The following is a 22937-nucleotide window of genomic DNA, read 5'->3' on the forward strand; positions in this document are numbered from 1 at the left end:
TGGCCCCTAATGTTCCCGCCATGGGAACCGGATGATCCTCGGTTCCTGGGTTGGGAAACGAGGTTCAGATGAAGTCCATTCTGTCGAAGTTCTTGCGTGATGAATCCGGCGCCACCGCCATCGAATACGGCCTGATCGCAGCCGGCATCTCGCTGGCGATCATCGCCGCCGTCAACGGCCTGGGCAGCTCGCTCAGCAGCAAGTTCGACTCGATCAACACGTCCCTGAAGTAATCCGCCCGACGCGGCGTTCTCGAAGAACCGGGCCCTGCGCCCGGTTTTTCTGCTTGAGGCCATATCAACCGCCGGGTCCACAGCATATCCACACAGCCGTGCACCAGTTTCTTGGCTGGTTGACCCAGGGCGCGTCCACAGCTTGTCCACACGGACGTCCGCCCGCTTTTCCATCCCTTATCCTCAGCCGAACAAGGCGCGATGGTCCGCCAGGATCGCCTGGGCCGCATTGTGGCCGGGGGCACCGGTGACGCCGCCGCCGGGGTGGCTGCCCGAGCCGCAATGGTAGAGCCCCTTCAGCGGCGAGCGATAGTCGGCGTGGCCGAGCATGGGGCGGGCCGAGAACAACTGGTTCAAGGTCAGCGCGCCGTGGAAGATGTCGCCACCGATCAGCCCGAACTGGCGCTCGAGATCGAGCGGTGACAGCACCTGCCGGCCGAGCACGCTGGCGGCAAAGCCCGGTGCATAGCGGTCCACGGTCGCGATCATGAGGTCGGCGACCTCGTCGCGGTGATTGTCCCATGAGCGGCCGTCCGGCAGCTCGGGCGCGACATGCTGGCAGAACAGGCTGGCGACGTGCTGGCCTGCCGGCGCCAGCGTCGGGTCGAGCGTGGACGGGATCAGCAGCTCGACCACGGGATCGCGGCTCCAGCCATGCGCCCGCGCATCGAGATAGGCCTGGTCCATGTAGCCGAGGCTCGGGCCGAGGATGATTCCGGCGGAGAGATGGTCGCCGTCGCCCGGCAGTGCGCTGAACGAGGGCAGCCGGTCGAGCGCCACGTTGATGCGGAACGTGCCCGAACCGCAGCGCCAGTTCCGGATGCGGTTCAGGAACGGCTCGGGCACGGCGCCGGCCGGCACCAGGCGCGTGTAGAGCAGCTTCGGGTTCACGTTGGCGACGACGTGGCGGGCGCGGATGGTGCGGCCATCCTCGAGCACGACGCCGACGGCGCGGTCACGCTCGACGATCACCTCGCGCACGCCGGCCTCGAGCTCGACCAGCGTGCCCAGTTCCTTCAGGCACCCGGCCATCGCCTGCGTGATCGCCCCCATCCCGCCGATCGCATGGCCCCAGACGCCCTTCTTGCCGTTCACCTCGCCGAAGGCGTGATGCAGCATCACATAGGCCGAGCCGGCGGCGTAGGGACTGGCATAGTTGCCGACGATGGCATCGAAGCCGAACAGCGCCTTCACCAGGTCGGTCTCGAAGATCTCGTCGAGCATCTCGCCGGCCGAGCGCGTGAACAGGTCGAGCAGGTCGCGCTGCTGCTCCAGCGACAGCGCGCGCAACGCGTTGGCGGTGCCGAGCGCGTTGAACGCCTCGCGGATCGCCGATAGCCCGAACTGGGCGACCAGGTTTGGCGGCGCCCGCAGCACGAGGCTGCGCAGCACGTCCGCGATCGCCTCGAGCCGGGCCGAGAACGGGCCGATCGCGTCGGCGTCCCGCTGGCTCAGCCGCGCAACCGACGCCAGCGTGCGACCCTCGCCCGTCAGCAGATAGCGACCGTCCGGCGACGGCAGGAAGTTCTGCGCCCGGCGCTCGACGATCTCGAGCCCGTGCTCATGCAGCTTCAGGTCGGAGACGACGCGCGGATTGAGCAGGCTCACCGTGTAGGACGCGACGGAGTTGCGGAAGCCCGGATGAAACTCCTCCGTCACCGCGGCGCCGCCGACCACCTTGCGGCGCTCGACCACATGCACGCGCAGGCCCGCCATGGCGAGATAGGCCGCACAGGTCAGGCCGTTGTGGCCAGCGCCGATGATGATGACGTCGGTTTCATTCATGTCAGCTTCAAAAAGCCCTGTTTATCACCCGCACCGGGAACCTCGGCTGGTGCTGTCGCGCCGGAAGGCTGCGACGTCAAGGAAAACTCCATTTTGCCTCAGCTGCTCGCCATACCGCCCTGCGATCCGCTATGTCTCGTCTGCTCATCGCGGTCCGGCCTCGGCATCTGATGCCGGCCGCGCTGCTGCCGGAGTTGTCATGACCTCAATCGCCTCGCCCGCCGCCGTCGCTCAGCCCTCCGCCGCACGCAACCGGCTGGTGCTCGTCGTCTATACCGCCGCCATCTTCGTCAGCGCGCTGCTGCTGTTCTCGGTGCAGCCGCTGTTCACCAAGATGGTGCTGCCGCGGCTCGGCGGCTCGCCGGCGGTGTGGTCGGTGGCGATGGTGTTCTTCCAGACCCTGCTGCTGGCGGGCTACGCCTATGCGCATTTTCTCACCCAGTTGCCCAGCCGGGTGCTGCCGATCGCGATCCATCTGCTGCTGCTCGGTTTCGCTCTGCTGACGCTGCCGTTGTCGATCGCGAGCAGTTGGGGCAACCCGCCGACCTCGGGCTACGGGCTGTGGCTGCTCGGCCTGTTCACCGTGTCGATCGGCCTGCCGTTCTTCGCGCTCGCCGCCAACAATCCGCTGCTGCAGGCGTGGTTCGTACGCACGGGCCATCCAGCCGCGCCCGACCCGTACTTCCTCTATGCGTCGTCGAACATCGGCAGCTTCCTGGCGCTGCTGTCCTATCCGCTGCTGATCGAGCCGATCTTCAGCCTGCGCATGCAGAACCTGATCTGGACCGGCGGCTATGGCCTCCTGATCGCGCTGATCGCCGGCTGCGGCGTCCTGCTGCTGCGGTCGCCGGTGATCGTCGCGAGCCTGCTGCACACCGAGGACAGCCATGCCCCGGCGCCACGCTGGCTGCTGCGCCTGCGCTGGATATTCCTGGCCGCGGTGCCCTCGGGCCTGCTGATCGCGGTGACCGCGCACATCTCCACCGACGTCGCGGCCGCGCCCTTGCTGTGGGTGCTGCCGCTGTCGCTCTATCTGCTCACCTGGGTGCTGGTGTTCCAGTCGCGGCCGCTGCTGCCGCACAAATGGATGCTGGCGCTGCAGCCGCTGGCGATCGCCGGCGTGATCGTGCTGCTCGCCTTCGGCGGCGAACAGAATCTCGCGCTCACGCTCGGCGGTCATCAGCTCTGCTTCTTCATCATCGCCATGGCCTGCCATGGCGAGCTCGCGCGCACGCGCCCGCCGGCCAAGTATCTCACCGGGTTCTATGTCGCGCTGTCGTTCGGCGGCATGGTCGGTGGCCTGTTCGCCGGGCTGATCGCGCCGTTCACCTTCTCCTGGGTCGCCGAGTATCCGATCCTGCTGGCGCTGGCGGCGTTGTGCCGCCCGGCTGCCAATGAGCGCCTGCCCGGGCTCACGCGCTGGTACTGGCTCCTGCTCGCGGTCATTGCGGTCGCGCTGCTGGTGCCTTCAGGCATGACCGGCAAGGTCACGACCTATCTCGAGGACCACCGCGTCTATGTCGCGGGCGCCGTGGGCGTGCTCGCCGCGCTGCTCGCTCTGCTGCTGAACGGCGGCCGCTGGAAGGTGTTCGCGACGGCCGCACTCGCGCTCGTCCTGATCCGCGCCTATCCGGCCGATGACGGCCGCGTCGAAACGGTGCGCAGCTTCTTCGGCGTGCACAAGATCGTGGTGACATCGGACGGGCACTACCACGTGCTGATGCACGGCACGACCATCCACGGCGCGCAGAAATATCTCAACGCCGACGGCTCCAAGGTGACGGGGCGGCCCGAGCCGATCACCTACTATCACAAGGACGGCGGCATCGGCCGCGCCATCACCGCGATCCGGGAGCGCAAGGGCGCGCCGCTCAAGGTCGCCGTGATCGGCGTCGGCGCGGGCACGCTGACCTGCGCGGCCCAGCCCGGCGAGAGCTGGAATTACTTCGAGATCGACCAGACCATGGTCGACACCGCCAGCGATCCGAAATATTTCAGCTACATCAAGAGCTGCGCGCCGGACTTCAAGCCGGTCATCGGCGATGCCCGGCTGACCTTCGCCAAGGAGCCGGACGGCGTCTACGATCTGATCATTGTCGACGCCTATTCGTCTGATGCGATTCCGATCCACCTCGCGACGGAGGAGGCGATGGCGATCTACAAGGCGAAGCTGGCGCCACAGGGCGCTGTCGTGATGCACGTCTCCAATCGCCATCTGGAGCTGGAGAGCGTCGTGGTCGGCATCGCCGACGCCAACGACCTGAAGAGCTGGGTCTACAACGAGGACTCCGGCCGCGACGACGAGTACATCTTCCCGACCGACGTCGTCGTCAGCGCGCGCGACGATGCCGATGTCGGCAAGCTCGCCTCCTCGGACAAGTGGACCGAGACCGAGCCGACCGACGGCGAGCGGGTCTGGACCGACGACTATTCGAATATTCTCGGCGCGGTGTATCGGCGGCTTCGCGACGGCGAGTAGGCGAGGGCGCACGCCGCGTTCCCGCCGGTTGGGCGGCCGTCAGGATTCGGGTGGCGCGCGCCATGCGGCATGCGCGTTCGGAAAGAGGTGCGCTCCTCGATTCCGAATCGGCGCCGGTTGCGTCGCGTCAAATGTTCGCCGCTTGGTTCATCGCGATGGAGCGATATTGCATCGCAGAACATAGCACGATCTGCTTTCTTCAGCGGCTTTGTTGCGGAGCTGTCACGATCATGCTACCTTGAGGTGCGTGCCTCATAAAAGTTCCACGACGATGAGGCTCTCGGGAGGAAAGCGGCGGCTCGGTACGCGGCACGGTAAGTCTCACACGACATCTTCACGACTCGAGGGGTGACGTCGATTTTGGCGACGCCCGTGCGCCTCGGGTTTTGTCGAGTTCACGTCGAGACCTGCGGTGCCGTGCGGGTGCAGGCCTCGTCCCGGGCGCGGAACGTGTCTTCAATGAGTACAAAACGCCGGTCGCATCAAGCAGGCCGGCTGACATGGGAGGGGTTTGATGAAGCGTCTTTGGATGGTCGGCGCGTCTGCTCTGTTGGCGATGGCGCTCGGTGTGGGCTCGGCGGGAGCGGCCGACAAGAAGGTCCTCGCCTTCGTCGTCAACGGCGCGTCCGACTTCTGGAAGATCGCCGAGGCCGGCGTGAAGAAGGCGCAGGGCGAGCTGCCCAACTACAACCTGCAGCTCAAATATCCCGAGCAGGCGGCCGCCGCCGTGCAGCAGCGGATGCTGGATGACCTCGTCGCGGCCGGCGCCGCCGGAATCATGGTGAGCGCCGTCGATCCGAAGAACCAGACCGAGCACCTCAACAAGATCGCGGCACAGACGGTGCTCTTCACCACCGACAGCGACGCGCCGCAATCGAAGCGCATCGCCTATATCGGCTCCTCCAATACCGAGCTCGGCAAGGACGCCGGCAAGCTGATGCTGAAGGCGCTGCCGAACGGGGGCAAGTGCGTCGGCTTCGTCGGCCTGCTCGGCGCCGACAACGCCCGCGAGCGCATCGAGGGCGTGAAGGAGACCATCAAGGGCTCGAAGGTCGAGCTGGTCGACGTGCGCGGCGACGAGATCGACCAGACCCGGGCCAAGCGCAATGTCGAGGACATCCTGGCGGCGATGCCCGATGTGAGCTGCCTGGTCGGCTTCTACTCCTACAACACACCGCGCATCTACGAGGTGCTGAAGGAAGCCGGCAAGCTCGGCAAGATCAAGATCATCGGCTTCGACGAGGATCCGATCACGCTCGGCGGCGTGAAGGACGGCGCGATCGAGGGCACGGTGGTGCAGCAGCCGTTCGAATGGGGCTATCAGGGCATGAAGCTGATGGCGAAGGTCGTTGAGGGCGACAAGTCGGGTGTGCCGGCCAACGGCATCATCATCGTGCCCGGCAAGGTGATCGAGAAGTCGAACGTCGACGACTTCATGGCGCAGATGAAGCAGATGCTGAAGAAGTGACGCGACGGCCGGCGTGCGCGAGCCCTTCCTCGAGCTGATCGACATCGGCAAGACCTATCCTGGCGTGGTCGCGCTCGACCACGCCAACCTGTCGGTCGCGCCCGGAGAGGTGATCGCCCTGGTCGGCGAGAACGGCGCCGGCAAGTCGACCCTGATGCGCGTGCTCGGCGGCGTGGTGGAGCCGAGCAGCGGCACGATCCGGATCGATGGCGTGGCGCGGGCCAGCTATGCGGTGGCGGACGCGATCGCGGCCGGCATCGCCTTCGTCCACCAGGAGCTGAACCTGTTCGACAATCTCGACGTCGCGGGCAACGTCTTCATCGGGCGTGAGCCGGTCTATGGCGGGCCGCTGCGGCTGATCGACCGCGCGACGCTGCGGACCAGGGTGCGCCCGCTGATCGCGCGTCTCGGGGCCGATTTCGAGCCGGATACGCCGCTTGCCGAACTGTCCCTGGCGCAGCGCCAGCTGGTCGAGATCATGAAGGCTTTGTCGCTCGATGCGCGCTGCGTCATCATGGACGAGCCGACCTCCAGCCTCACCTTGTCGGAAACCGAGCGGCTGATGCATGTCATCGCCGGCTTGAAGTCGGACGGGGTCAGCGTCATCTTCATCACGCATCGCCTGAACGAAGTGATGCAATGCGCCGATCGCGCCATCGTGCTGCGCGACGGTCGCATGGTTGGCGCGCTGACGCGAGACCAGCTCAATCCTGCAGCGATGATCCGGCTGATGATCGGCCGGGACCTGCGGTCGCTCTACGTGCCGCCGGCCGCGCCGCCTGGCGAGGCCGTGCTCGACGTCATGGAGGCCGTGACCGCGACCTATCCCAACCAGGCCGTCAGCCTGCAACTCCGGCGCGGCGAGATCCTCGGACTTGCCGGCCTCGTCGGCTCCGGCCGGACCGAGCTCGCGCGCGCCATCTTCGGCGTCGAGCCGCTGCTGGCCGGGGGCCTCAGCCTGGAGGGCGAGCCGATCCGCATCTCGACGCCGCGCGCGGCGATCGATCGCGGCATCTATCTCATTCCGGAAGACCGCAAGGCCTGCGGCCTCTTGCTCGACCTGTCGATCGCCGAGAACGTCTCGCTGCCGGATCTCGCCTCCTATCTGAGCTTCGGACTTGTCGACATCAGGCGCGAGGCCGAGAATGCCGATCGACAGCGCGAACGGCTCAAGATCCGGGCGTCCGACGTCAAGGTGTCGGTCGGCACCTTGTCGGGCGGCAATCAGCAGAAGGTCGTGCTCGCCAAATGGCTGTCGATGCGGCCGAAGGTCCTGATCTTCGACGAGCCGACCCGGGGCATCGATGTTGGCGCCAAGCAGGAGATCTACGACATGCTGCGGCGGCTGGCGGATTCCGGTGTCGCGATCCTGATGATCTCGAGCGACATGGAGGAGGTGATCGGGGTGAGCGACCGGATCGCCGTGATGCATGAAGGCATGATTTCAGGTTTCTTGGCGAGAGACGAGTTCAGCGAGCACAACGTGCTTCAGCTCGCCGTCGGCCATACCGTCTGAGCGAGGGCGCCCGTGCAGAAGAAAGATCTCAGCCTGCTGATCCTGATCCTGGTGGTCGGCGCCGTCGTGGCCTTCATCAACCCACGCTTCCTCTTGGTCGGCAACCTCTCCAACACCGCCAACCAGGTCGGCATGTTCGGCATCTTCTCGATCGCCGAGGCCTTCGTCATCATCGTCGGCGGCATCGAGCTTGCGGTGGGGTCGGTGATCGCGCTGCTCGGCGTGCTGTTCATCGACCTCATCGTCAACCGGGACGTCGACTGGGTCGCTGCCTTGTTCCTCATCCTCGCCGGCGGCATCGCCATCGGCTTGGTCCATGGCACGCTGGTCACCAAGATGCGCATCCAGCCCTTCGTGGTGACCCTGTGCGGACTTCTGATCTATCGCGGCGCGGCGCGCTACTACACCGAGGATGCCACGGCCGGCTTCGGCTATGGCGCGAGCTTCCCGGCGCTGGAATGGCTGGCCGCCGGCCGCACCGATGTCCTCGGCTTTCCGCTGCCGCACAGCGTCGTGGCGCTCGCGATCGTCGCCGGCATCGCCTGGCTGGTGCTGCACCGGTCGGTGTACGGCCGCTATTTCTACGCCGTCGGCAAGAACGAGGAGGCGGCGCGCTATTCCGGCATCCGGTCCGACCGGGTGACGATCGCGGCCTATGTGATCTGCGGGGCCCTGACCGCGCTCGCCGCGGTCCTGCTGGCGATGTATACCCGTTCGATCTCGCCGGCGGTGCACGGCTCGTTCTACGAGCTCTATGCGATCGCCGCCGCGGTGCTCGGCGGCTGCTCGCTGCGCGGCGGCGAAGGCTCGATCATCGGCGTCGTGCTCGGCACGGTCCTGCTGCAAGTGTTGCAGAACCTGGTCAACCTGCTGGGCATCCCCAGCTCGCTCAATTTCGCCGTGATGGGCACGGTGATCCTGATCGGCGTGCTGGCCGACCAGTATCTCGTGCAGCGGCGCAAGCGCATGCCGACGGCCCGCGGGCAGGCCAGCGCCGATCGTGCGTCGGCCTCGCTCGGGCGCGTCAACGCCGAGTGAGAAGATCCCAACGGGCCGAGCGCCGCCTGGTGGCCACGCCCGGTTGCTGGGATCAGTGCGCGATCAGTCCTGATAGGTGTAATAGCCGCGCGGCTGGTAGTAGGGCCGCGGCTGGTAATAGCGCGGCTGGGCGTAGCTCGGATTGCCGTTGTCGTAATAGTACTGCTGCGGCTGCTGCTGCGGATAGGCCTGGGCGTCATAGACGCGGCGGGCCGTGCCGGGCGGTGCCGGATAGCGCGCACCGTTGTCGCTGCCGTCGGCGGGATAGATGTAGCCGTCATCGGGCCGCTGCTGCGGAACGACCGGGCGCCCCGGCAGCATCTGCGGCTGCGGCGTCAGCACGACCGGCTCGCCACTGTCGTCATACTGCTGCGGCGCCTCGCGCCGCGCAACAGCGGTGCCGCGGCGTGGATTGCGCGCCAGCGCCACCTCGGCCGATCCGGTCAGCGTCACCGTGGTGTTCAGCACGCCGTCTTTCTGTACCAGGTCATAGAGCGTCGTCGCGTTGGCCTTGGACAGCCGGACGCAGCCGTGGGACGCCGGGGTCCCGAGGCGGCTTTCCGAATCCGTGCCGTGAATCGCGTGACCGACCTTCGTGAAGAAGATCGAATGCGGCATCGGCGCGTCGTCGAATTCCTTGGAAAAATGATCGGCTTCCATGCGGAAGGCGCGGAACGAGCCATTCGGCGTTTCCCGCGAGGGAATGCCGGTCGAGACCGGCCATCGATAACGCTCGACGCCATCGACGGCGACAGTCATGATCTGGTTGTTCTTGTCGACGGTGATGTCGATCTTGGCCAGAGCCGGCGTGGCCGACAGAAAGGCGAAGCCGGCAACGGCAAAAAGGATGGTACGCATCTAACCTCTGGCCTCCAGGGCCCTCGACTGTGGAGAGACCTCAAAACGGGACGTCAACGCCCAGGTCATCGCCTCGGCCTGCACTATGTCGGAATTGCCGGATTTGTTCCAGCCGAGGGCAGCTTCAACCTTAATGGCGGGCGGGGGCCGGACAAAGGCTCGGCCTGTTCATCCGCGCTGACATTTTCGCGACCGCGGACGGTCTTTCATTCCGGCGTTTGGGACTTCTCTAATCGGTCCAATTTGTCATGACCGCGCAACTTTTTGGCCGCATCCGCGTTTCAAGGGTTCCTCCATGCGGTTCCCAGGACTCAAAATGTTGACGATGAAGGCCAAGACGGCGGTGCTCGACGATCGCGCGCCGCATAAGCTGACCTATCTGCTGGCTGCGCTCGCACTGTTCATCCTGGCGTTGGCCTGGCTGGCGCTGCCGCAATTCGCCCACGCCCAGGGCATCATCCGTGGCGCCCATGAAGGGGCGCACGAAGGCAACCGTATCGCCGGCCCGGTGGGCGGCGTCGTCGGCGGCGCGGTCGGTGCCGGTGTCGGCGGAGCCGTGGGCGCCGTCGAAGGCGTGCTCGGCGTCCCGCACCGCTCGTATTACCACCGGCACTATCACTGCCGCGGATATCGCGACGGCTACGGCCGCTTTCACTGCTACCGCTGAGCTGTCACCACCAAGCTGAGGCGCCGGCTCAATGCTTGAGCCGGTAGCCGGTCTTGAAGATCCACAAGATGATCGCCATGCAGATCGCCAGGAACAGCAGCGTCACGCCGACGCTGATTTCCACCCTGACGTCGGCGATCTCGTAGAAGCTCCAGCGAAAGCCGGAGATCAGGTAGACCACCGGGTTGAGCAGCGCGATCGAGTGCCAGGTCGGCGGCAGCATGTTGACCGAGTAGAAGCTGCCGCCGAGGAACGTGAGCGGCGTCACCACCAGCATCGGGACCATCTGCAGCTTCTCGAAGCCGTCGGCCCAGATGCCGATGATGAAGCCGAACAGGCTGAAGGTCACGGCCGTCAGCACCAGGAACGACAGCATCCACACCGGGTGCTGGACGTGCAGCGGCACGAACAGCCCGGCGGTGGCGAGGATGATCAGCCCGAGAATAATGGATTTCGTCGCGGCCGCGCCGACATAGCCGAGCACGATCTCGAAATGCGAGATCGGCGCCGACAGGATCTCGTAGATCGTGCCGATGAATTTCGGGAAGTAGATCCCGAACGAGGCGTTGGAGATGCTCTGGGTCAGCACCGACAGCATCACGAGGCCGGGCACGATGAAGGTGCCGTAGCTCACGCCGTCCACTTCGCTGATGCGCGAGCCGATCGCGGCACCGAACACGACGAAATAGAGCGAGGTCGACACCACCGGCGACACGATGCTCTGCAGCAGCGTGCGCCAGGTGCGGGCCATTTCGAACTTGTAGATTGCGGCGACCGCGCGAAAATTCATTGCCGCACCAGGCTCACGAAGATGTCTTCAAGGGATGATTGCTTGGTCTCGAGATCGACGAAGCGGATGCCGGCAGTCCTGAGATCGCCGAGCAGGCTGGTGATTCCGGTGCGCTCGCCCTTGGTGTCGTAGTCGTAGGCGAGCCGCCAGCCGTCGTCGGACAGCGCGAGCTGATAGGGCGCGAGCGCCTCGGGGATGGTCTCGATCCGATGCTGCAGATGCAGGCTCAGCCGCTTCCGGCCGAGCTTCGCCATCAGCTTGGCCTTGTCCTCGACCAGGACGATCTCGCCCTTGTTGATGACGCCGACGCGATCGGCCATCTCCTCGGCTTCCTCGATGTAATGCGTGGTGAGAATGATGGTGACGCCGGCGGCCTTGAGCTCGCGCACGACGTCCCACATGCCCTTGCGCAGCTCGACGTCGACGCCCGCGGTCGGCTCGTCCAGGAACAGCACCTGCGGCTCGTGCGACAGCGCTTTCGCAATCATCACGCGGCGCTTCATGCCGCCGGACAGCGTGATGATCTTGGCGTCCTTCTTGTCCCAGAGCGACAGGTCCTTGAGGATCTTCTCGATCAGCGCCGGGTTCTTCGCCTTGCCGAACAGCCCCCGGCTGAAGCTGACCGTGGCCCATACGGTCTCGAATGAATCGGTGTGCAGCTCCTGGGGCACCAGTCCGATCAGCGCCCGCGCGGCGCGATAGCCGCGGTTGATGTCGTGGCCGCCGACCGCGACCTTGCCCTTGGACGCATTGACGATGCCGCAGATGATGCTGATCAGCGTCGTCTTGCCGGCGCCGTTGGGCCCGAGCAGCGCGAAGATCTCGCCCCGCTCGATCGCGAGATCGACATTGTTGAGCGAGGTGAAGCCCGAGGAATAGGTCTTCGACAGGCCGGTAACGGAAATGACGGGAGCCATCACGGGGATTCGATGCGAGGGATTCGAAAAGAGCGGGGGAGCTGCGCGGAGGAGGGGCGCAGGCGAAGCGCTCAGATAGGAACGGGGGGGCGTTCGCGCAATCATGCGCGCGACCCTCGATCGTGTCGCTTGTTGGGCTTTTCCGTGGCCAATATGGTTAGGTGTTGCCGCTCAGCCACGGCTGGCGAGGATCGCCGCCTCGCGATGTTCGACAATGTTGCGTCCGCGAGCATCTTGGGTACGGTCGCGCCGTCTCGACATTTCCGCCGCGGAGAAGGACCGATGACGCCACGCGCCAGCACCGTTCGACCCACCTTCAAGCGCAGCCTGTCGGCGCGCTGCTTTGGCATGGTGGCCCTGGCCGTTGCGCTGGCTCTGCCGCTCGGCACCGGATCGGTCAGGGCGGCACCGAGCCCGGCGGCCGCAAGCACCGCCAGCACGACGCATGTCTATCTGCTGCGCGGCGTGCTCAACATCTTCTCGCTGGGGCTCGACGACATCGCCGCCAAGCTGGATTCGCAGGGCATTCCAAACACGGTCGCCAATTTCGTGTCGTGGTCGTCGCTCGCCGACGAGGCGGCGGCCGCCTATCGCGCCGGCCGGATCAAGACCATCATCCTGGTGGGGCATTCCTCGGGCGCGACTGCGCTGCCGGACATGATCAACAAACTCGGCCAGCTCGGCGTGCCCGTGAAGCTCGCGATCGGTCTGGACTCGGTGTTCAAGACCAAGCTCGTCGGCGGCAACGCCGAGCGCTACATCAATTTCTACATCGCCAGCGGCGCCGGCGAGCCGGTCCGCCGCGACGACGGCTTCCGCGGCAAGCTCGAGAATGTCGACGTCCAATCGGTTCCCGGTGTTGGCCACGTCACGATCGAGAAGAACCAGATCATGCAGCAGAAGGTGATCGGTGCCATCGATGGCGTGGTGTTCGGCGGGCGGGGCCGCCCTGCGGCGGCGCCGCCGACCCGCATGGCCGCTCCGCAGCGCGCTGCGAACGTCGCCGGCTACCGGTAATCGACGACCGCGCCACTGGGCGCGCGCCCCAAAATGCTCCCATTCAGTGGCGACAAGCGGTATGGCAGGGGGGAGATGAGACCCTGCTCGATCTGAGCTTGTGAGCTTTCCCGGGAGCGCGAATGACCAGCGTGGCGCGAATCGCGAGACGGTGGCTCGGTCCAGCCAAGGCGGCTGCCGGCAGGAGACGGCTTGCGATCCTCCTCGCCGCACCTTTCCTCGCCGGACTTGCGGCGCCGAGCATCTCGCAGGCCGCCCAGCCCGGCGCTGCTTCCGCCCCTGCGCCGACCAGATCCGCGAAGGCATCCCCGGCAGTAACCCCCGCGGCGATCCGGGCCGTACCCGCTGCGCCGCCCGAGATCAGCCAGCCGCTGCCGCCGCCGCGGGTGTACCTGTTCCGCGGCGCGCTCGGTCCGCTGTTCTCGACCGGGATGGACCGTCTGGCCGAAAAGATCGAGGCGGCCGGCTACCGGGCCAGTGTCTATGAATTCACGCTGTGCGACCTGATCGCGCTCCAGGTGGCCAAGAACTACCGCCAGGAGCCGGGCCCGATCGTGCTGATCGGCCATTCGATGGGCGGGCTGTGCAGCGTGCGCATCGCGATCACGCTGCAGGAGCAGAACATCCCGGTCGCCCTCGTCGTCACCGTCGATCCGGCGCATGCGACCAAGAGCGTGCCGTCCAACGTGCAGCGCTTCATCAACGTGTTCCTGTCCGACAACATTCTCGGCGGCGGCGACGTCAAGCCGGAGCCCGGCTTTCGCGGTCACTACGCCAGCTTCGACATGAAGGATCATGACGAGGTCACGCACATCAACATCGACAAGATGGAGGACGTGCACGCCCAGTTGGTCACCATGATCAGCCAGTTGTCGCAGACCTCGGCTACTGCCGACGCGGATCCGGTGCCGCTGCGATATCTGGTGCCGCCGACAGCCTCCGTGGAGCTGTGGGACAGCGGCACTGCTCTGGCGGTGAGGCCGGGCGAGACCCTGGACCAGATCGCCGCCAACTATCACGTTCCGCTCTGGGCGCTCCAGCAATCCAACCGTGGCCTCGCCACCCAGCCGTTGGTCCCGGGCCAGCGCATCATCCTGCCGCGCCACCTGCTGCCGCAGGCGGCAAACCAGGCGCCGCAGCCGCCTTCGGCAGCCCAGGCCAGGCGCTGAGCGGCCTTAGCCCGGCGGCAGGAACGGAATGATCATCGGCACGCGCTGCCGGTAGGTGACGTAATCCGGCCCCAGCTCCTGAGCGAGGAAGACCTCTTCCATCTTCGCCTTCCAGGCCATGCCGAGCGAGATCAGGACGGCGCCGAGCACGGCGGTCACCGTGCCCACCGCGATGCCGGTGGCGATCATGCCGAGGATCAGCCCGGTATAGATCGGGTGACGGACCATGCCGTAGGGGCCGGTGTCGATGACCTTGTGGCCTTCCTTGTGGGTGATCGCGTTGGACCAGAAGCGGCCGAGATGGATGCGCGCCCACCAGGTGAAGGCGATGCCGGCCAGGGTCACCACGGTCAGCAGGTAGACGCCGGTCTCGCCGGGAGTCCAGAACGGCTTCTCGCCGAGCAGGCGCGAGGTCCACGGCGTGAACAGGATGCCGCCGAGCACGATCAGCGCGTGATAGCGGCTGGTCTTGATCACCGTCACATGCTTGCGGGTCTGCCCCGACCAGAATGAGGCGCCGACCCAGCTCGCGAGCCAGATCAGCCAGATGATGGCCAGCAGCGAGGTGGGCCAAGTGGTGGTCCAGCCGCTGAACGCAACTGACGAGATGGGGCTGGCATCGCCGGACATGTCTGCAAAACCGTTATGGGACGTGGGACCGGCTGCTCTTAGCTATTCGGCCGCAGTGCGAAAAGGGTGTTGTTTACCGTCGAGCCGCTTTCCCGGCTCGGAACCGAGCAGGAAGGCGATGGTCTCGCGCAAGGTCGGCTCGATCGGGCGCGGGACGTAGCCGAGCTCGCGCTTGGCCCTGTCGATCGACAGATCCGAGGCCGCGCGGGCGATCCGCACCCCCTCGGCGGTGCCGGACGGGCAGCGCTTGGTGAGGTGATCGGAGACGAACTCCAGCATGCCCGCCGACAGCTCGGCCAGCCGGCCGGGCACGGCGACTGCGACATGCTTGCGGCCGCTGATCGCCGCCATGAGATCGAGAATGCGGCTGAGGCGCAGGCTCTCGCCGCCGAACACGTAGCGGCCACCGACCTTGCCGCGCTCCATCGCCAGGATCAGGCCGGCCGCGACGTCGCGGACGTCGACCAGGTTGACGATGAAGTCGAGATAGAGCTGGACCCGGCTGTCCAGGAAATGCCGCAGCATCTGCGACGGCGGTGTCAGATTGCTGTCATGCGGCCCGATCGGCATCGTCGGCGTGCCCACCACGACGGGGAAGCCCTCCGCGGCGGCTGTCATGGCGCGCGCCTCGGCCAGCGCCTTGGAGCGCGTATAGGCCCCGGGCATCGCCTCGGCCGGCGGTGCTGTTGGCGCCGATGCGGCACCGGTCGAGCGGGGATAGTCGAACAGGATGGATTCGGTCGAGCAGTGCAGGAACCGGCGCACCCGGTCGGCGCGTGCGGCCGCCAGCACCGTTTCCGTGCCGATGCAGTTGACGCGATAGAAGTCCTCGCGGTCAGGCATCCACATGCCGGGCAGTCCGGCGAGATGATAGACCTGATCGACGCCGGCGACCGCCTGCTTCACCAGGCCCGCATCGAGCACCGAGCCTTCGATGTACTCGACGTCAGCGATCATGTGGCTGGGGCAGCGAATATCGAGCACACGCACCTCGGCGCCCCGCGTCACGAGCGCAGAGACGAGGTGATGGCCGATGAAACCGCTGCCGCCGGTGACGAGGATTTTCATTAGGGACGCGAGTGCTGATCGCCTTGAAGCCGGTCCGATGCAAGCCGATCCGGCGACCAGTTCGGCGCGATGAGGTCGGCCACCGAAGGCCGCAGACCCAACGCCATGTACAATTTCGCCATCACGAACATCGGACCGAGAAAGAGATGCGCCGGATGATCCAGCAGAGACGGATTGTTGCGCTCGAACACCTTATGGCCCACGGCCTGCGAGACGAAGCCGAAGATGATGAGCGCGGCAAACAGCGCCCAGAAGGCGACACCATGGACGTGATCGGCGATCATCATGGCCGCAGCAAGGAACAGCACCGCGAAGGCCAGGATGCCGGCCCCGAGTGCGGCATCGAGCAGCAGCCAGTAGAGCAGGACGGGCAGCGCCAGCACGGCGCCGAGGCCGATCCGGATGCCGAACGCGTCGAAATGCCACAAGCTCAGCGGCAGCACGGCGCCCAGGAACAACAGGATGATCCCGAACACATGCATCAGGCCGTTGCGCGGATCGCGATGATATTCGACGTAGTCGACCATCTGGCGTCGGAACATGGCGTTCATGGCTGGCTCGCTCGTCAATGAGATCGACCGCCGCTCAATCGACGGCCGCAAAGAGGGGGCTATACCATCAAGCGGCTGTGTCGACAAACCCGGCAATCACGGCCCATCCGCATGGCCGCGCAACCCGACTTGAAAACCGGTTCCATTCGCGCCTGTCGGGAAGAGCGCATCGGTACCTGCTGAAACAACAGTCGCGCCCGCAGCGCTCCGGGTTCATGGCCTGCGCGCGGGTCCCAATTGCATCAATTGCGATGCTTGCGGGGGCCCTGCTTGCCGGGCGTCGTCGGAGCAGGGGGCGAAGGCGGCGCTGCGGCCTCTTCGACGGTTTTTGCGATCGGGATGATCTGGATCTGCTGATTGACGGCGGCGGTCGGCTTGGACGGGTCGAGCAACTGCTCCTCGCCAAGTCCGATCGATTGCAGCCGCTTGACCGAGATCTTGAAGGTGTTTGCCAGGATGTCGCGGATCGCGTCGGCGCGGCGCTGGCTCAGGATGACGTTGGACTCGCGCTTGCCGTTGGCTTCGACATGGCCGACGATCAGGAAGGTGTAGGGCAGCAGGTCGGAATACACCATCGCATCGGCGATCCGCCCGACGGTCTGGTAGGATTCCGGACGCACGATCGGCGTGTCCACGTCGAACTGGATGTCGACGTTGAAGGCCGGCAGATTCACCAGCTCCGGCGCGATCGGCGGGCGCTTCTGCGGCGGCGGCTCGTTGCGCCCGCGCGACCTGGAACGCTCCTGCGTCTGCTGCTTCAGCGCCGGAAGATCCAGCGCAGGCGCGGTTTCGAAGCGGCCGAGCTGGCGCACGATGTCCTCGCGACTCAGCTCCTGCGACCACGCGGGCGCGCTCGCGGCCACCAGCGAAGCAGCGATCAGCCCCGACAGCAGTGATCTCGCGGTCCGCCGCATCAGCGATACCCCGCTTCGCCCATCGCCTGCTGACACCGCGCGCTCACGCCATTGGCCGTCAACAGGCACGGGATCGATTTGCTCGTTTCCTTCGTGGAGCCGCCGCACAGCTTGACGATCTCGCGCTGGCAGGCATTGGCGACCGTGACCCGCGCCGCGATGCGCTTCTGGATCGCCTCGAACGCCTTGAAATAGGTCGCCTTGCACTGCGCGGAGACCACGTCCTGGTTGCGCGAGAGGCATTCCTTGAGGCGGTTGGAGTCGAGGTTGACGCCGCGGCAATTGGCGGTGATGTCTGCGCCGCAGCTCGAGGCGATCAGCCCCGCGGAATCGCCAAAGCTCATCGTCTGCGCCGCCGCCAGCGAGGGCACACACAGCGCGACCGCAACACTCAACAGAATGTATCCTCGGACCATGATTGCATCTCATACGATGCACGCTGCCATGGTCAAGGCCTAACCAAGGCGAAGTGCGGCGGCGTGGCCGCCGGGTCACGCCCGCTGCACGAAGCTGTCGACGACGTGTTTCTCGCCGGCCTTGTCGAACGCGATGGTCAGCTTGTTGCCGTCGATCTTGACGACGTGGCCATAGCCGAACTTCTGATGGAAGACGCGGTCGTCGAGGGCAAATTCCGACGTCGTGCCGGTGGATTTCGCCACCAGCTCGCCCTCGATGGTCATCGGTCCGCGCTTGCCGCGGCCGAAATTACCGCCGAAGCCGCTGCCGAACGGATCACGGCCCGAGAACGGCGACGGCTCTTCCTTGAAGCCGCTCTCCGACGAACCGCGTGCCGCGCCCGGCCGACGCGCCTGTGCGCGCTGCCAGCCCGGCGTGGAATAGCTCGATCCGAACGATTCGACGTTGTCGAAGCGCGACGGACCGTAGTAGCCGCCAGCACCGCCCCAGCCCGAGCCGCCCTTCGATTCGGTGATCTCGACGCTCGCCGCGGGCAGCTCGTCGAGAAAGCGCGACGGAATGGTCGTGGTCCAGGTGCCGTGGATGCGGCGGTTGGTGGCGAAATAAATCTTGGCGCGACGCCGCGCGCGGGTCAGGCCGACATGGGCGAGGCGGCGCTCCTCTTCCAGCCCGGCGCGGCCCTGTTCGTCGAGCGTGCGCTGGCTCGGGAACAGGCCTTCCTCCCAGCCCGGCAGGAACACGTTGTCGAACTCCAGCCCCTTGGCCGAGTGCAACGTCATCAGCGACACCGCTTCCTCGTCGGCTGCGCCCTCGCGGTCCATCACCAGCGAGATGTGCTCGAGGAAGCCGTGCAGGTTCTCGAACTCCTCCATCGAGCGGACGAGCTCCTTGAGGTTGTCGAGGCGGCCGGCGGCATCGGCCGAGCGGTCCTTCTGCCACATCTCGGTGTAGCCGCTCTCGTCGAGCACGATCTCGGCGAGCTCGGTATGTGGCGTCACCTCGCGCTGGGCGCGCCAGCGCTCGAACTGCAGGATCAGCCCGCGCAGCGAGCCGCGTGCCTTCGGCTTCAGCTCGTCGGTCTCGACCACCGCGCGCGCCGCCTCGAACAGCGGGATGCGGCGCTTGCGGGCGTGGTCGTGCAGCATCTGCACGGTGGCATCGCCGAGCCCGCGCTTCGGCACGTTGACGATGCGCTCGAAGGCGAGATCGTCGGCCGGCGAGTTGATGACGCGCAGATAGGCCAGCGCATCGCGAATCTCGGCGCGCTCGTAGAAGCGCGGGCCGCCGATGACGCGATAGGGCAGGCCGAGCGTGACGAAGCGGTCCTCGAACTCGCGCATCTGGTAGGACGCGCGCACCAGGATCGCGATGTCGTTGAGATGCTCGCCCTTGCGCTGCAGCTCCTCGATCTCCTCACCGATGCCGCGCGCTTCCTCTTCCGAATCCCAGGCGCCGGTGACGGTGACCTTCTCGCCCTCGACGTCCTCGGTGTGCAAGGTCTTGCCGAGCCGGCCTTCGTTGTGCGTGATCAGATGCGAGGCGGCGGCGAGGATGTGCCCCGTGGAGCGGTAGTTGCGCTCGAGGCGGATGACCTTGGCGCCGGGAAAGTCGTGCTCGAAGCGCAGGATGTTGTCGACCTCGGCGCCGCGCCAGCCATAGATCGACTGGTCGTCGTCGCCGACGCAGCAGATGTTCTTGAGGGCGGGGGCGGAGCTAGGCGCGGCAACACTTCTGTCGTCATCGCCGGGCCGACGCGGAGCGTCGAGACCCGGTGATCCATCTTCTTCCGAAGACGTGATGGATTGCCGGGTCGAGCCCGGCAATGACGAGCCGGAGGACGACGGCGCCTGCGACAGCAGCCGCAGCCAGAGATATTGCGCCACGTTGGTGTCCTGATACTCGTCGACCAGGATGAACTTGAAGCGACTCTGATATTGCCTGAGCACGTCCGGGTTCTCGCGGAACAGCCGGATGCTCTCGAGCAGCAGGTCGCCGAAATCGGCGGCGTTGAGAATCTTCAGCCGCTCCTGATAGCTCGCATAGAGCTTGCCGCCCTTGCCGTTGGCGAACACCGCGGCCTCGCCCGAGGGCACCTGGGACGGCGCCAGGCCGCGATTCTTCCAGCCGTCGATCAGCCCGGCCAGCATGCGCGCCGGCCAGCGCTTGTCGTCGATGTTCTCGGCCTGCAGCAATTGCTTGAGCAGGCGGATCTGATCATCGACGTCGAGCACGGTGAAATTGGACTTGAGCTGCACCAGCTCGGCATGGCTGCGCAGGATGCGGCCGGAGATCGAGTGGAAGGTGCCGAGCCACGGCATGCCCTCGACCGCCTGTCCGAGCATCTCGGCCAGCCGCGTCTTCATCTCGCGCGCGGCCTTGTTGGTGAAGGTCACCGACAGAATCTCACTCGGCCTCGCGCGGCCCTGGCTCAGAATATGCGCGATGCGCGTGGTCAGCACGCGGGTCTTGCCGGTGCCCGCGCCGGCGAGCACCAGCACCGGGCCATCGAGCGTCTCGACCGCCTCGCGCTGCTCCGGATTGAGGCCCGCCAGATAGCGCGCACCACCGGTCGCGGCGGCGCGGGCGCGCGCGGCAATGCCGCCGGCAACGGGCTGGTGGTCGGGCGCAGGAAAAGGGCTCACGCGGTTGGGCTCGGTCATCAGCGAATCAGTCTCGTCCCTCGGATGGCATCATATGACGGCATCGCGAGGTCTGCAGGAAGGAGCCCTCATAGCAGGGATTGACGGCTATATGGGGCCGGCAGCGGCGTTTTACAGCCCTAAATCGGGGCAGACGGACGTCTGCTCCAGCCTCGGCGGGCTTTTGTTCCGGCAGATCGCGAATTTTTACCGGCCCGCGCGGCCGGAACCTTTGTTCCAAGCCACGATTGTTCTGGCAACGGCGCAAGCTCCGCGTCGCTTTGAACCGCAATCGAGAGACAGAGGTCGTGTCATGTTAGGCTGGGTTGTCACCTTCCTGGTTATCGCATTGATCGCCGGCATTCTCGGCTTCGGCGGCGTCGCCGGTGCCTCCATCGAGATCGCCAAGATCATCTTCTTCATCGCCGTCGTGCTGTTTCTGGTTTCGGCCGTCGTGGGCCTCGCCCGCGGCCGCAGCCGCGTGTAGTCGGCCTCATCCCTGACAATGAGGTCGGCGAAGGGCGCAGTGCCTCGCAAGAGGTGCTGCGCTCTTTGCGTTTTGAGGAGGTGTCAGGCCGGCGCCGTCAGCGCGACCTGCACCTTGGCGAGCGCCGGATCGAGCGCCACGGAGGCGAGGCGCGTATCGTTGGAGAGCGCGGTCAGAGTGAGCGTCTGGTCCTGCACGCGGAAGATCCGGCACAGCGTCGTCGCCTCGGAGGCGTCGCGCAGCATCACCGACAACGGCGCGATATGGGTCTCGTCGGCGATCTTCTCCGCCACCAGCGCAAGCCGCGTCGCCGCTGCCGCAAGCTGCTCGGTGCGGTGGGCGGTCGTATTGGCCGCGAGCGGCAGGCCTTCCTCGTTGGTGAGCAGCACGGTCTGGAAGCGGCCGACCTCGGCGATGCGGTCGAGCAGCGGCACCAGCTCGCGGCGCCGGCCCGGCCGGCTCGCGAGCTGCGCCAGATCCAGCGAGATGCGCTCACGCTCGACCAGCGGCGCCAGCACGTCCTCGATCGCGCTGCGCAGGCTGGTCTCGCGCTCAATGGCGTCGTGGCTGCTCTGCTCCTGCAACTGGTCGAGGCTGGCCGCCTGCATCTGCACCTGCCGCCGCAGCAGCTCGCGGGACAGCGCGCCCTGGCGGGCGCCGAACAGATAGCCCGAGGTCAGCAGCAGGATGGCGGCGCCGAGGCCGCTCACGATGGCATAGATCGTCATGGTCGCTTCGTCGCTGTGAGTTGACTGCAATCATCGACGCCCGCAATGCGCAGCACGGCCTTGCGGTCGCCCGCGACCGCCAGGGCATCGCCGCGCGCCTCGCCGGCGCCGGCGGCGCGCACCGACATCCGCTGCGCCGGGAGACCCTCGCGCTTCAACTGGGCCGCGATCTCCTTGGCGCGCGAATAGCTGAGCAGCACGTTCAGATCCTCGGTGCCGCTGGCGTCGGTATGGCCCTCGATGATGATGGTCGCATCGCCGTGGCGCGCGAGCGTGCGTTGCAGGATCGCCAGCGACCGCTTCATGTCGGCAGGGTTCGGTCGGGCGCTGCCGCGCTCGAAGCCGACCGCCAGCGGGGCGAAGCACTCGGCGGAAGGCTTCGCGGGGCTCTGGGGCTCCGGGGGCGCTGCCGGGGCGACCGGCGGAGTCGGTGGCGCGATTACGACGGGAGCGGGCGCGGGCGGCGTCGGCGGCGCCGCGACCACCGGTGCCGGGTCGACGATCCGCGCCTCCCGTCGCTTGGGCGCCGCGTCGGCAATGCGGTCGTCGCGCTGCGGCACGGCCATCACCGGCATTGCCGCCGTCGCGACCGGCGCCGTAGCGATGCCTTGCTGCCAGAGCGCTGCCGACATGACGGCGATCAGGGTGCCGGCGACGGCGAAGGCCGCGGCGAGCCAGATCGGCGCCTCCTCGCCGGCCACGGTGCACGCATCGACGCGCATCGCGGGCGAGGGCGGAACGGAGTTCGGGGAGGGCGCCAGCATCTCAGCCCACGGGCACCTTGAACTTCGGCGTGATCAGGTCGATGCCGCATTCGAGCCCCGCGCACCATGCGATGAACTGGCGCGACATTGCAGCATCCGGAAACAGCGCGCCGTGCTGTGGGGCGATGATCTCGATGTCGAGCGTGCTCACCATCTGCGCCCACGCCTTCATGACGCGGTTGGAGACCATGTAGCGGCGGTGAAAGCCTTCCATGAAGCGCGTATGCGCCTTGAAGTCGCGCACGACGGTGTAGTCGACGCCGATCGAAGCGCCGAGGTCGCCGCTGTAGAGGATCTTCGAGATCGGATCGTAGAGCTGGAAATTGCCCTCGCTGTGCAGGAAGTGCGCCGGCAGCGCATACAGCCTGCTGCCGGCGAGATCGAACACCATGCCTTCATCGGGGATCGGCTTCAGCCGGTCGGCGACGATGTGGTCGAAGCCGAAATGCGGAACGAAGCGGGTCCACAGCTCCGAGATGTAGGCGTCGGCGTCGGTCGTCATCAGCCAGCCGTTGATGGCTGCGACGATGTCGGGATCCTGGTGCGACAGGAACAGATATTTCAGCCGCCCGCCCGCGAGCTCGCTGAAGGTCTCGCTGAGCACCCTGGAATAGACCTTGTGGCCGCCCGGATCGAGCAGCATGCCGATGCGGTCGTGGATGATCAGATGCTGGTTCGCCTGCACCGCGAGGTCGCCGGCGCCGAAATCCTCCAGCAGGATGTTCTTGTGAACGCCGTCGTCATAGAGGACGGTATTGGCCATGAAATGACTCCCCGCCGGCGCCGCGCGATCGCCGCGCGC

General features: G+C 66.4%; 22 protein-coding genes. 9 read left to right on the top strand and 13 right to left on the bottom strand.

Annotated features, from left to right (window positions below):
* Nucleotides 1-68 precede the first annotated feature (68 nt).
* Nucleotides 69-233, top strand: a complete 165-nt coding sequence (locus tag ACQR1F_RS01830; RefSeq protein ID WP_315802129.1) for a Flp family type IVb pilin — start codon at nt 69-71, stop codon at nt 231-233.
* Nucleotides 234-416: 183 nt separating this feature from the next.
* On the opposite strand, the gene ACQR1F_RS01835 is transcribed toward ACQR1F_RS01830, so the two are convergent.
* Entirely contained in the window at nt 417-2018 is a 1602-nt protein-coding gene (locus ACQR1F_RS01835; protein WP_434912444.1) for a phytoene desaturase family protein, read from the bottom strand.
* A gap of 199 nt (nt 2019-2217) precedes the next feature.
* Between ACQR1F_RS01835 and ACQR1F_RS01840 the strand changes: the two genes are divergently transcribed.
* The 4 genes from ACQR1F_RS01840 (at nt 2218) to ACQR1F_RS01855 (ending at nt 8519) form a co-directional block, all read left to right on the top strand.
* Nucleotides 2218-4497, top strand: coding sequence for a spermidine synthase (locus ACQR1F_RS01840; RefSeq protein WP_315802131.1), 2280 nt, complete (start codon nt 2218-2220; stop codon nt 4495-4497).
* A gap of 514 nt (nt 4498-5011) precedes the next feature.
* Nucleotides 5012-5965 (top strand): sugar-binding protein, encoded by a 954-nt coding sequence (locus ACQR1F_RS01845; protein WP_410051968.1) that lies wholly within the window; start codon nt 5012-5014, stop codon nt 5963-5965.
* A 13-nt stretch (nt 5966-5978) separates the two neighbouring features.
* Entirely contained in the window at nt 5979-7481 is a 1503-nt protein-coding gene (locus ACQR1F_RS01850) for a sugar ABC transporter ATP-binding protein (RefSeq protein WP_434886311.1), read from the top strand.
* A 12-nt stretch (nt 7482-7493) separates the two neighbouring features.
* Entirely contained in the window at nt 7494-8519 is a 1026-nt protein-coding gene (locus tag ACQR1F_RS01855) for an ABC transporter permease (RefSeq protein ID WP_315802133.1), read from the top strand.
* 63 nt (nt 8520-8582) lie between these two features.
* Here the strand turns inward: ACQR1F_RS01855 and ACQR1F_RS01860 are convergent, their stop codons facing one another.
* Nucleotides 8583-9377 carry a L,D-transpeptidase gene (locus ACQR1F_RS01860; protein WP_434880311.1) on the bottom strand — a complete coding sequence of 265 codons (795 nt, stop codon included), beginning with the start codon at nt 9375-9377 and terminating at the stop codon, nt 8583-8585.
* A 316-nt stretch (nt 9378-9693) separates the two neighbouring features.
* Here ACQR1F_RS01860 and ACQR1F_RS01865 point away from each other — a divergent pair, with 316 nt between their 5' ends.
* The gene (locus ACQR1F_RS01865) at nt 9694-10044 is read left to right on the top strand and encodes a hypothetical protein (RefSeq protein WP_315802135.1); all 351 of its coding nucleotides are present in this window, start codon (nt 9694-9696) and stop codon (nt 10042-10044) included.
* 28 nt (nt 10045-10072) lie between these two features.
* Here the strand turns inward: ACQR1F_RS01865 and ACQR1F_RS01870 are convergent, their stop codons facing one another.
* Together ACQR1F_RS01870 and ACQR1F_RS01875 are read right to left on the bottom strand one after the other, a co-directional pair.
* A complete protein-coding gene (locus tag ACQR1F_RS01870; protein ID WP_315802136.1) occupies nt 10073-10834 on the bottom strand; it encodes an ABC transporter permease in 762 nt (253 codons plus the stop codon).
* Nucleotides 10831-11751, bottom strand: a complete 921-nt coding sequence (locus tag ACQR1F_RS01875) for an ABC transporter ATP-binding protein (protein ID WP_434886312.1) — start codon at nt 11749-11751, stop codon at nt 10831-10833. The genes ACQR1F_RS01870 and ACQR1F_RS01875 overlap by 4 nt, the downstream gene beginning before the upstream one ends.
* A gap of 282 nt (nt 11752-12033) precedes the next feature.
* Between ACQR1F_RS01875 and ACQR1F_RS01880 the strand changes: the two genes are divergently transcribed.
* The gene (locus tag ACQR1F_RS01880) at nt 12034-12768 is read left to right on the top strand and encodes a hypothetical protein (RefSeq protein WP_316217714.1); all 735 of its coding nucleotides are present in this window, start codon (nt 12034-12036) and stop codon (nt 12766-12768) included.
* 122 nt (nt 12769-12890) lie between these two features.
* Complete coding sequence (locus tag ACQR1F_RS01885) at nt 12891-13937, top strand: alpha/beta fold hydrolase (RefSeq protein ID WP_434912445.1); 1047 nt, start codon at nt 12891-12893, stop codon at nt 13935-13937.
* A 6-nt stretch (nt 13938-13943) separates the two neighbouring features.
* On the opposite strand, the gene ACQR1F_RS01890 is transcribed toward ACQR1F_RS01885, so the two are convergent.
* From ACQR1F_RS01890 to ACQR1F_RS01915, 6 genes are all read right to left on the bottom strand, one after another.
* Nucleotides 13944-14567, bottom strand: coding sequence for a methyltransferase family protein (locus ACQR1F_RS01890; RefSeq protein ID WP_315802140.1), 624 nt, complete (start codon nt 14565-14567; stop codon nt 13944-13946).
* Nucleotides 14568-14609: 42 nt separating this feature from the next.
* Nucleotides 14610-15635 (bottom strand): NAD-dependent epimerase/dehydratase family protein, encoded by a 1026-nt coding sequence (locus tag ACQR1F_RS01895; RefSeq protein WP_316181746.1) that lies wholly within the window; start codon nt 15633-15635, stop codon nt 14610-14612.
* The gene (locus ACQR1F_RS01900; RefSeq protein ID WP_315802142.1) at nt 15635-16186 is read right to left on the bottom strand and encodes an Mpo1-like protein; all 552 of its coding nucleotides are present in this window, start codon (nt 16184-16186) and stop codon (nt 15635-15637) included. Before ACQR1F_RS01900 ends, ACQR1F_RS01895 begins: the two co-directional genes overlap by 1 nt.
* A 242-nt stretch (nt 16187-16428) precedes the next feature.
* Nucleotides 16429-17100 carry an OmpA family protein gene (locus tag ACQR1F_RS01905; RefSeq protein WP_434839301.1) on the bottom strand — a complete coding sequence of 224 codons (672 nt, stop codon included), beginning with the start codon at nt 17098-17100 and terminating at the stop codon, nt 16429-16431.
* Nucleotides 17100-17516, bottom strand: a complete 417-nt coding sequence (locus tag ACQR1F_RS01910) for a hypothetical protein (protein WP_315802144.1) — start codon at nt 17514-17516, stop codon at nt 17100-17102. The genes ACQR1F_RS01905 and ACQR1F_RS01910 overlap by 1 nt, the downstream gene beginning before the upstream one ends.
* Before the next feature lie 75 nt (nt 17517-17591).
* Nucleotides 17592-20177 (bottom strand): ATP-dependent helicase, encoded by a 2586-nt coding sequence (locus ACQR1F_RS01915; RefSeq protein ID WP_434912446.1) that lies wholly within the window; start codon nt 20175-20177, stop codon nt 17592-17594.
* A gap of 292 nt (nt 20178-20469) precedes the next feature.
* On the opposite strand from ACQR1F_RS01915, the gene ACQR1F_RS01920 reads away from it, so the two are divergent.
* Complete coding sequence (locus ACQR1F_RS01920; RefSeq protein WP_315802178.1) at nt 20470-20643, top strand: DUF1328 domain-containing protein; 174 nt, start codon at nt 20470-20472, stop codon at nt 20641-20643.
* A gap of 83 nt (nt 20644-20726) precedes the next feature.
* Here ACQR1F_RS01920 and ACQR1F_RS01925 read toward each other — a convergent pair whose 3' ends face one another.
* The 3 genes from ACQR1F_RS01925 to ACQR1F_RS01935 all read right to left on the bottom strand — a co-directional run bounded on the left by ACQR1F_RS01925 (nt 20727) and on the right by ACQR1F_RS01935 (nt 22898).
* On the bottom strand, nt 20727-21371 hold the full coding sequence (locus ACQR1F_RS01925) for a hypothetical protein (RefSeq protein ID WP_315713402.1): 645 nt from the start codon (nt 21369-21371) through the stop codon (nt 20727-20729).
* Nucleotides 21368-22072, bottom strand: a complete 705-nt coding sequence (locus tag ACQR1F_RS01930) for an OmpA family protein (RefSeq protein ID WP_434907345.1) — start codon at nt 22070-22072, stop codon at nt 21368-21370. The genes ACQR1F_RS01925 and ACQR1F_RS01930 overlap by 4 nt, the downstream gene beginning before the upstream one ends.
* A gap of 64 nt (nt 22073-22136) precedes the next feature.
* Complete coding sequence (locus tag ACQR1F_RS01935; RefSeq protein WP_315802147.1) at nt 22137-22898, bottom strand: MBL fold metallo-hydrolase; 762 nt, start codon at nt 22896-22898, stop codon at nt 22137-22139.
* Nucleotides 22899-22937: the final 39 nt, after the last annotated feature.

Source organism: Bradyrhizobium sp. HKCCYLS3013 (genome assembly GCF_051167615.1).
Taxonomy (GTDB): domain Bacteria; phylum Pseudomonadota; class Alphaproteobacteria; order Rhizobiales; family Xanthobacteraceae; genus Bradyrhizobium.

Excerpts from the sequence above, each read along its gene's own strand:
- ACQR1F_RS01845 (WP_410051968.1), top strand. The coding sequence starts at position 5,012 with ATGAAGCGTCTTTGGATGGTCGGCGCGTCTGCTCTGTTGGCGATGGCG.
- ACQR1F_RS01835 (WP_434912444.1), bottom strand. The coding sequence starts at position 2,018 with ATGAATGAAACCGACGTCATCATCATCGGCGCTGGCCACAACGGCCTG.
- ACQR1F_RS01880 (WP_316217714.1), top strand. The coding sequence starts at position 12,034 with ATGACGCCACGCGCCAGCACCGTTCGACCCACCTTCAAGCGCAGCCTG.
- ACQR1F_RS01915 (WP_434912446.1), bottom strand. The coding sequence starts at position 20,177 with ATGACCGAGCCCAACCGCGTGAGCCCTTTTCCTGCGCCCGACCACCAG.
- ACQR1F_RS01870 (WP_315802136.1), bottom strand. The coding sequence starts at position 10,834 with ATGAATTTTCGCGCGGTCGCCGCAATCTACAAGTTCGAAATGGCCCGC.
- ACQR1F_RS01900 (WP_315802142.1), bottom strand. The coding sequence starts at position 16,186 with ATGAACGCCATGTTCCGACGCCAGATGGTCGACTACGTCGAATATCAT.
- ACQR1F_RS01830 (WP_315802129.1), top strand. The coding sequence starts at position 69 with ATGAAGTCCATTCTGTCGAAGTTCTTGCGTGATGAATCCGGCGCCACC.
- ACQR1F_RS01925 (WP_315713402.1), bottom strand. The coding sequence starts at position 21,371 with ATGACGATCTATGCCATCGTGAGCGGCCTCGGCGCCGCCATCCTGCTG.
- ACQR1F_RS01905 (WP_434839301.1), bottom strand. The coding sequence starts at position 17,100 with ATGCGGCGGACCGCGAGATCACTGCTGTCGGGGCTGATCGCTGCTTCG.
- ACQR1F_RS01895 (WP_316181746.1), bottom strand. The coding sequence starts at position 15,635 with ATGAAAATCCTCGTCACCGGCGGCAGCGGTTTCATCGGCCATCACCTC.
- ACQR1F_RS01935 (WP_315802147.1), bottom strand. The coding sequence starts at position 22,898 with ATGGCCAATACCGTCCTCTATGACGACGGCGTTCACAAGAACATCCTG.
- ACQR1F_RS01890 (WP_315802140.1), bottom strand. The coding sequence starts at position 14,567 with ATGTCCGGCGATGCCAGCCCCATCTCGTCAGTTGCGTTCAGCGGCTGG.
- ACQR1F_RS01875 (WP_434886312.1), bottom strand. The coding sequence starts at position 11,751 with ATGGCTCCCGTCATTTCCGTTACCGGCCTGTCGAAGACCTATTCCTCG.
- ACQR1F_RS01885 (WP_434912445.1), top strand. The coding sequence starts at position 12,891 with ATGACCAGCGTGGCGCGAATCGCGAGACGGTGGCTCGGTCCAGCCAAG.
- ACQR1F_RS01865 (WP_315802135.1), top strand. The coding sequence starts at position 9,694 with ATGTTGACGATGAAGGCCAAGACGGCGGTGCTCGACGATCGCGCGCCG.
- ACQR1F_RS01840 (WP_315802131.1), top strand. The coding sequence starts at position 2,218 with ATGACCTCAATCGCCTCGCCCGCCGCCGTCGCTCAGCCCTCCGCCGCA.
- ACQR1F_RS01920 (WP_315802178.1), top strand. The coding sequence starts at position 20,470 with ATGTTAGGCTGGGTTGTCACCTTCCTGGTTATCGCATTGATCGCCGGC.
- ACQR1F_RS01910 (WP_315802144.1), bottom strand. The coding sequence starts at position 17,516 with ATGGTCCGAGGATACATTCTGTTGAGTGTTGCGGTCGCGCTGTGTGTG.
- ACQR1F_RS01860 (WP_434880311.1), bottom strand. The coding sequence starts at position 9,377 with ATGCGTACCATCCTTTTTGCCGTTGCCGGCTTCGCCTTTCTGTCGGCC.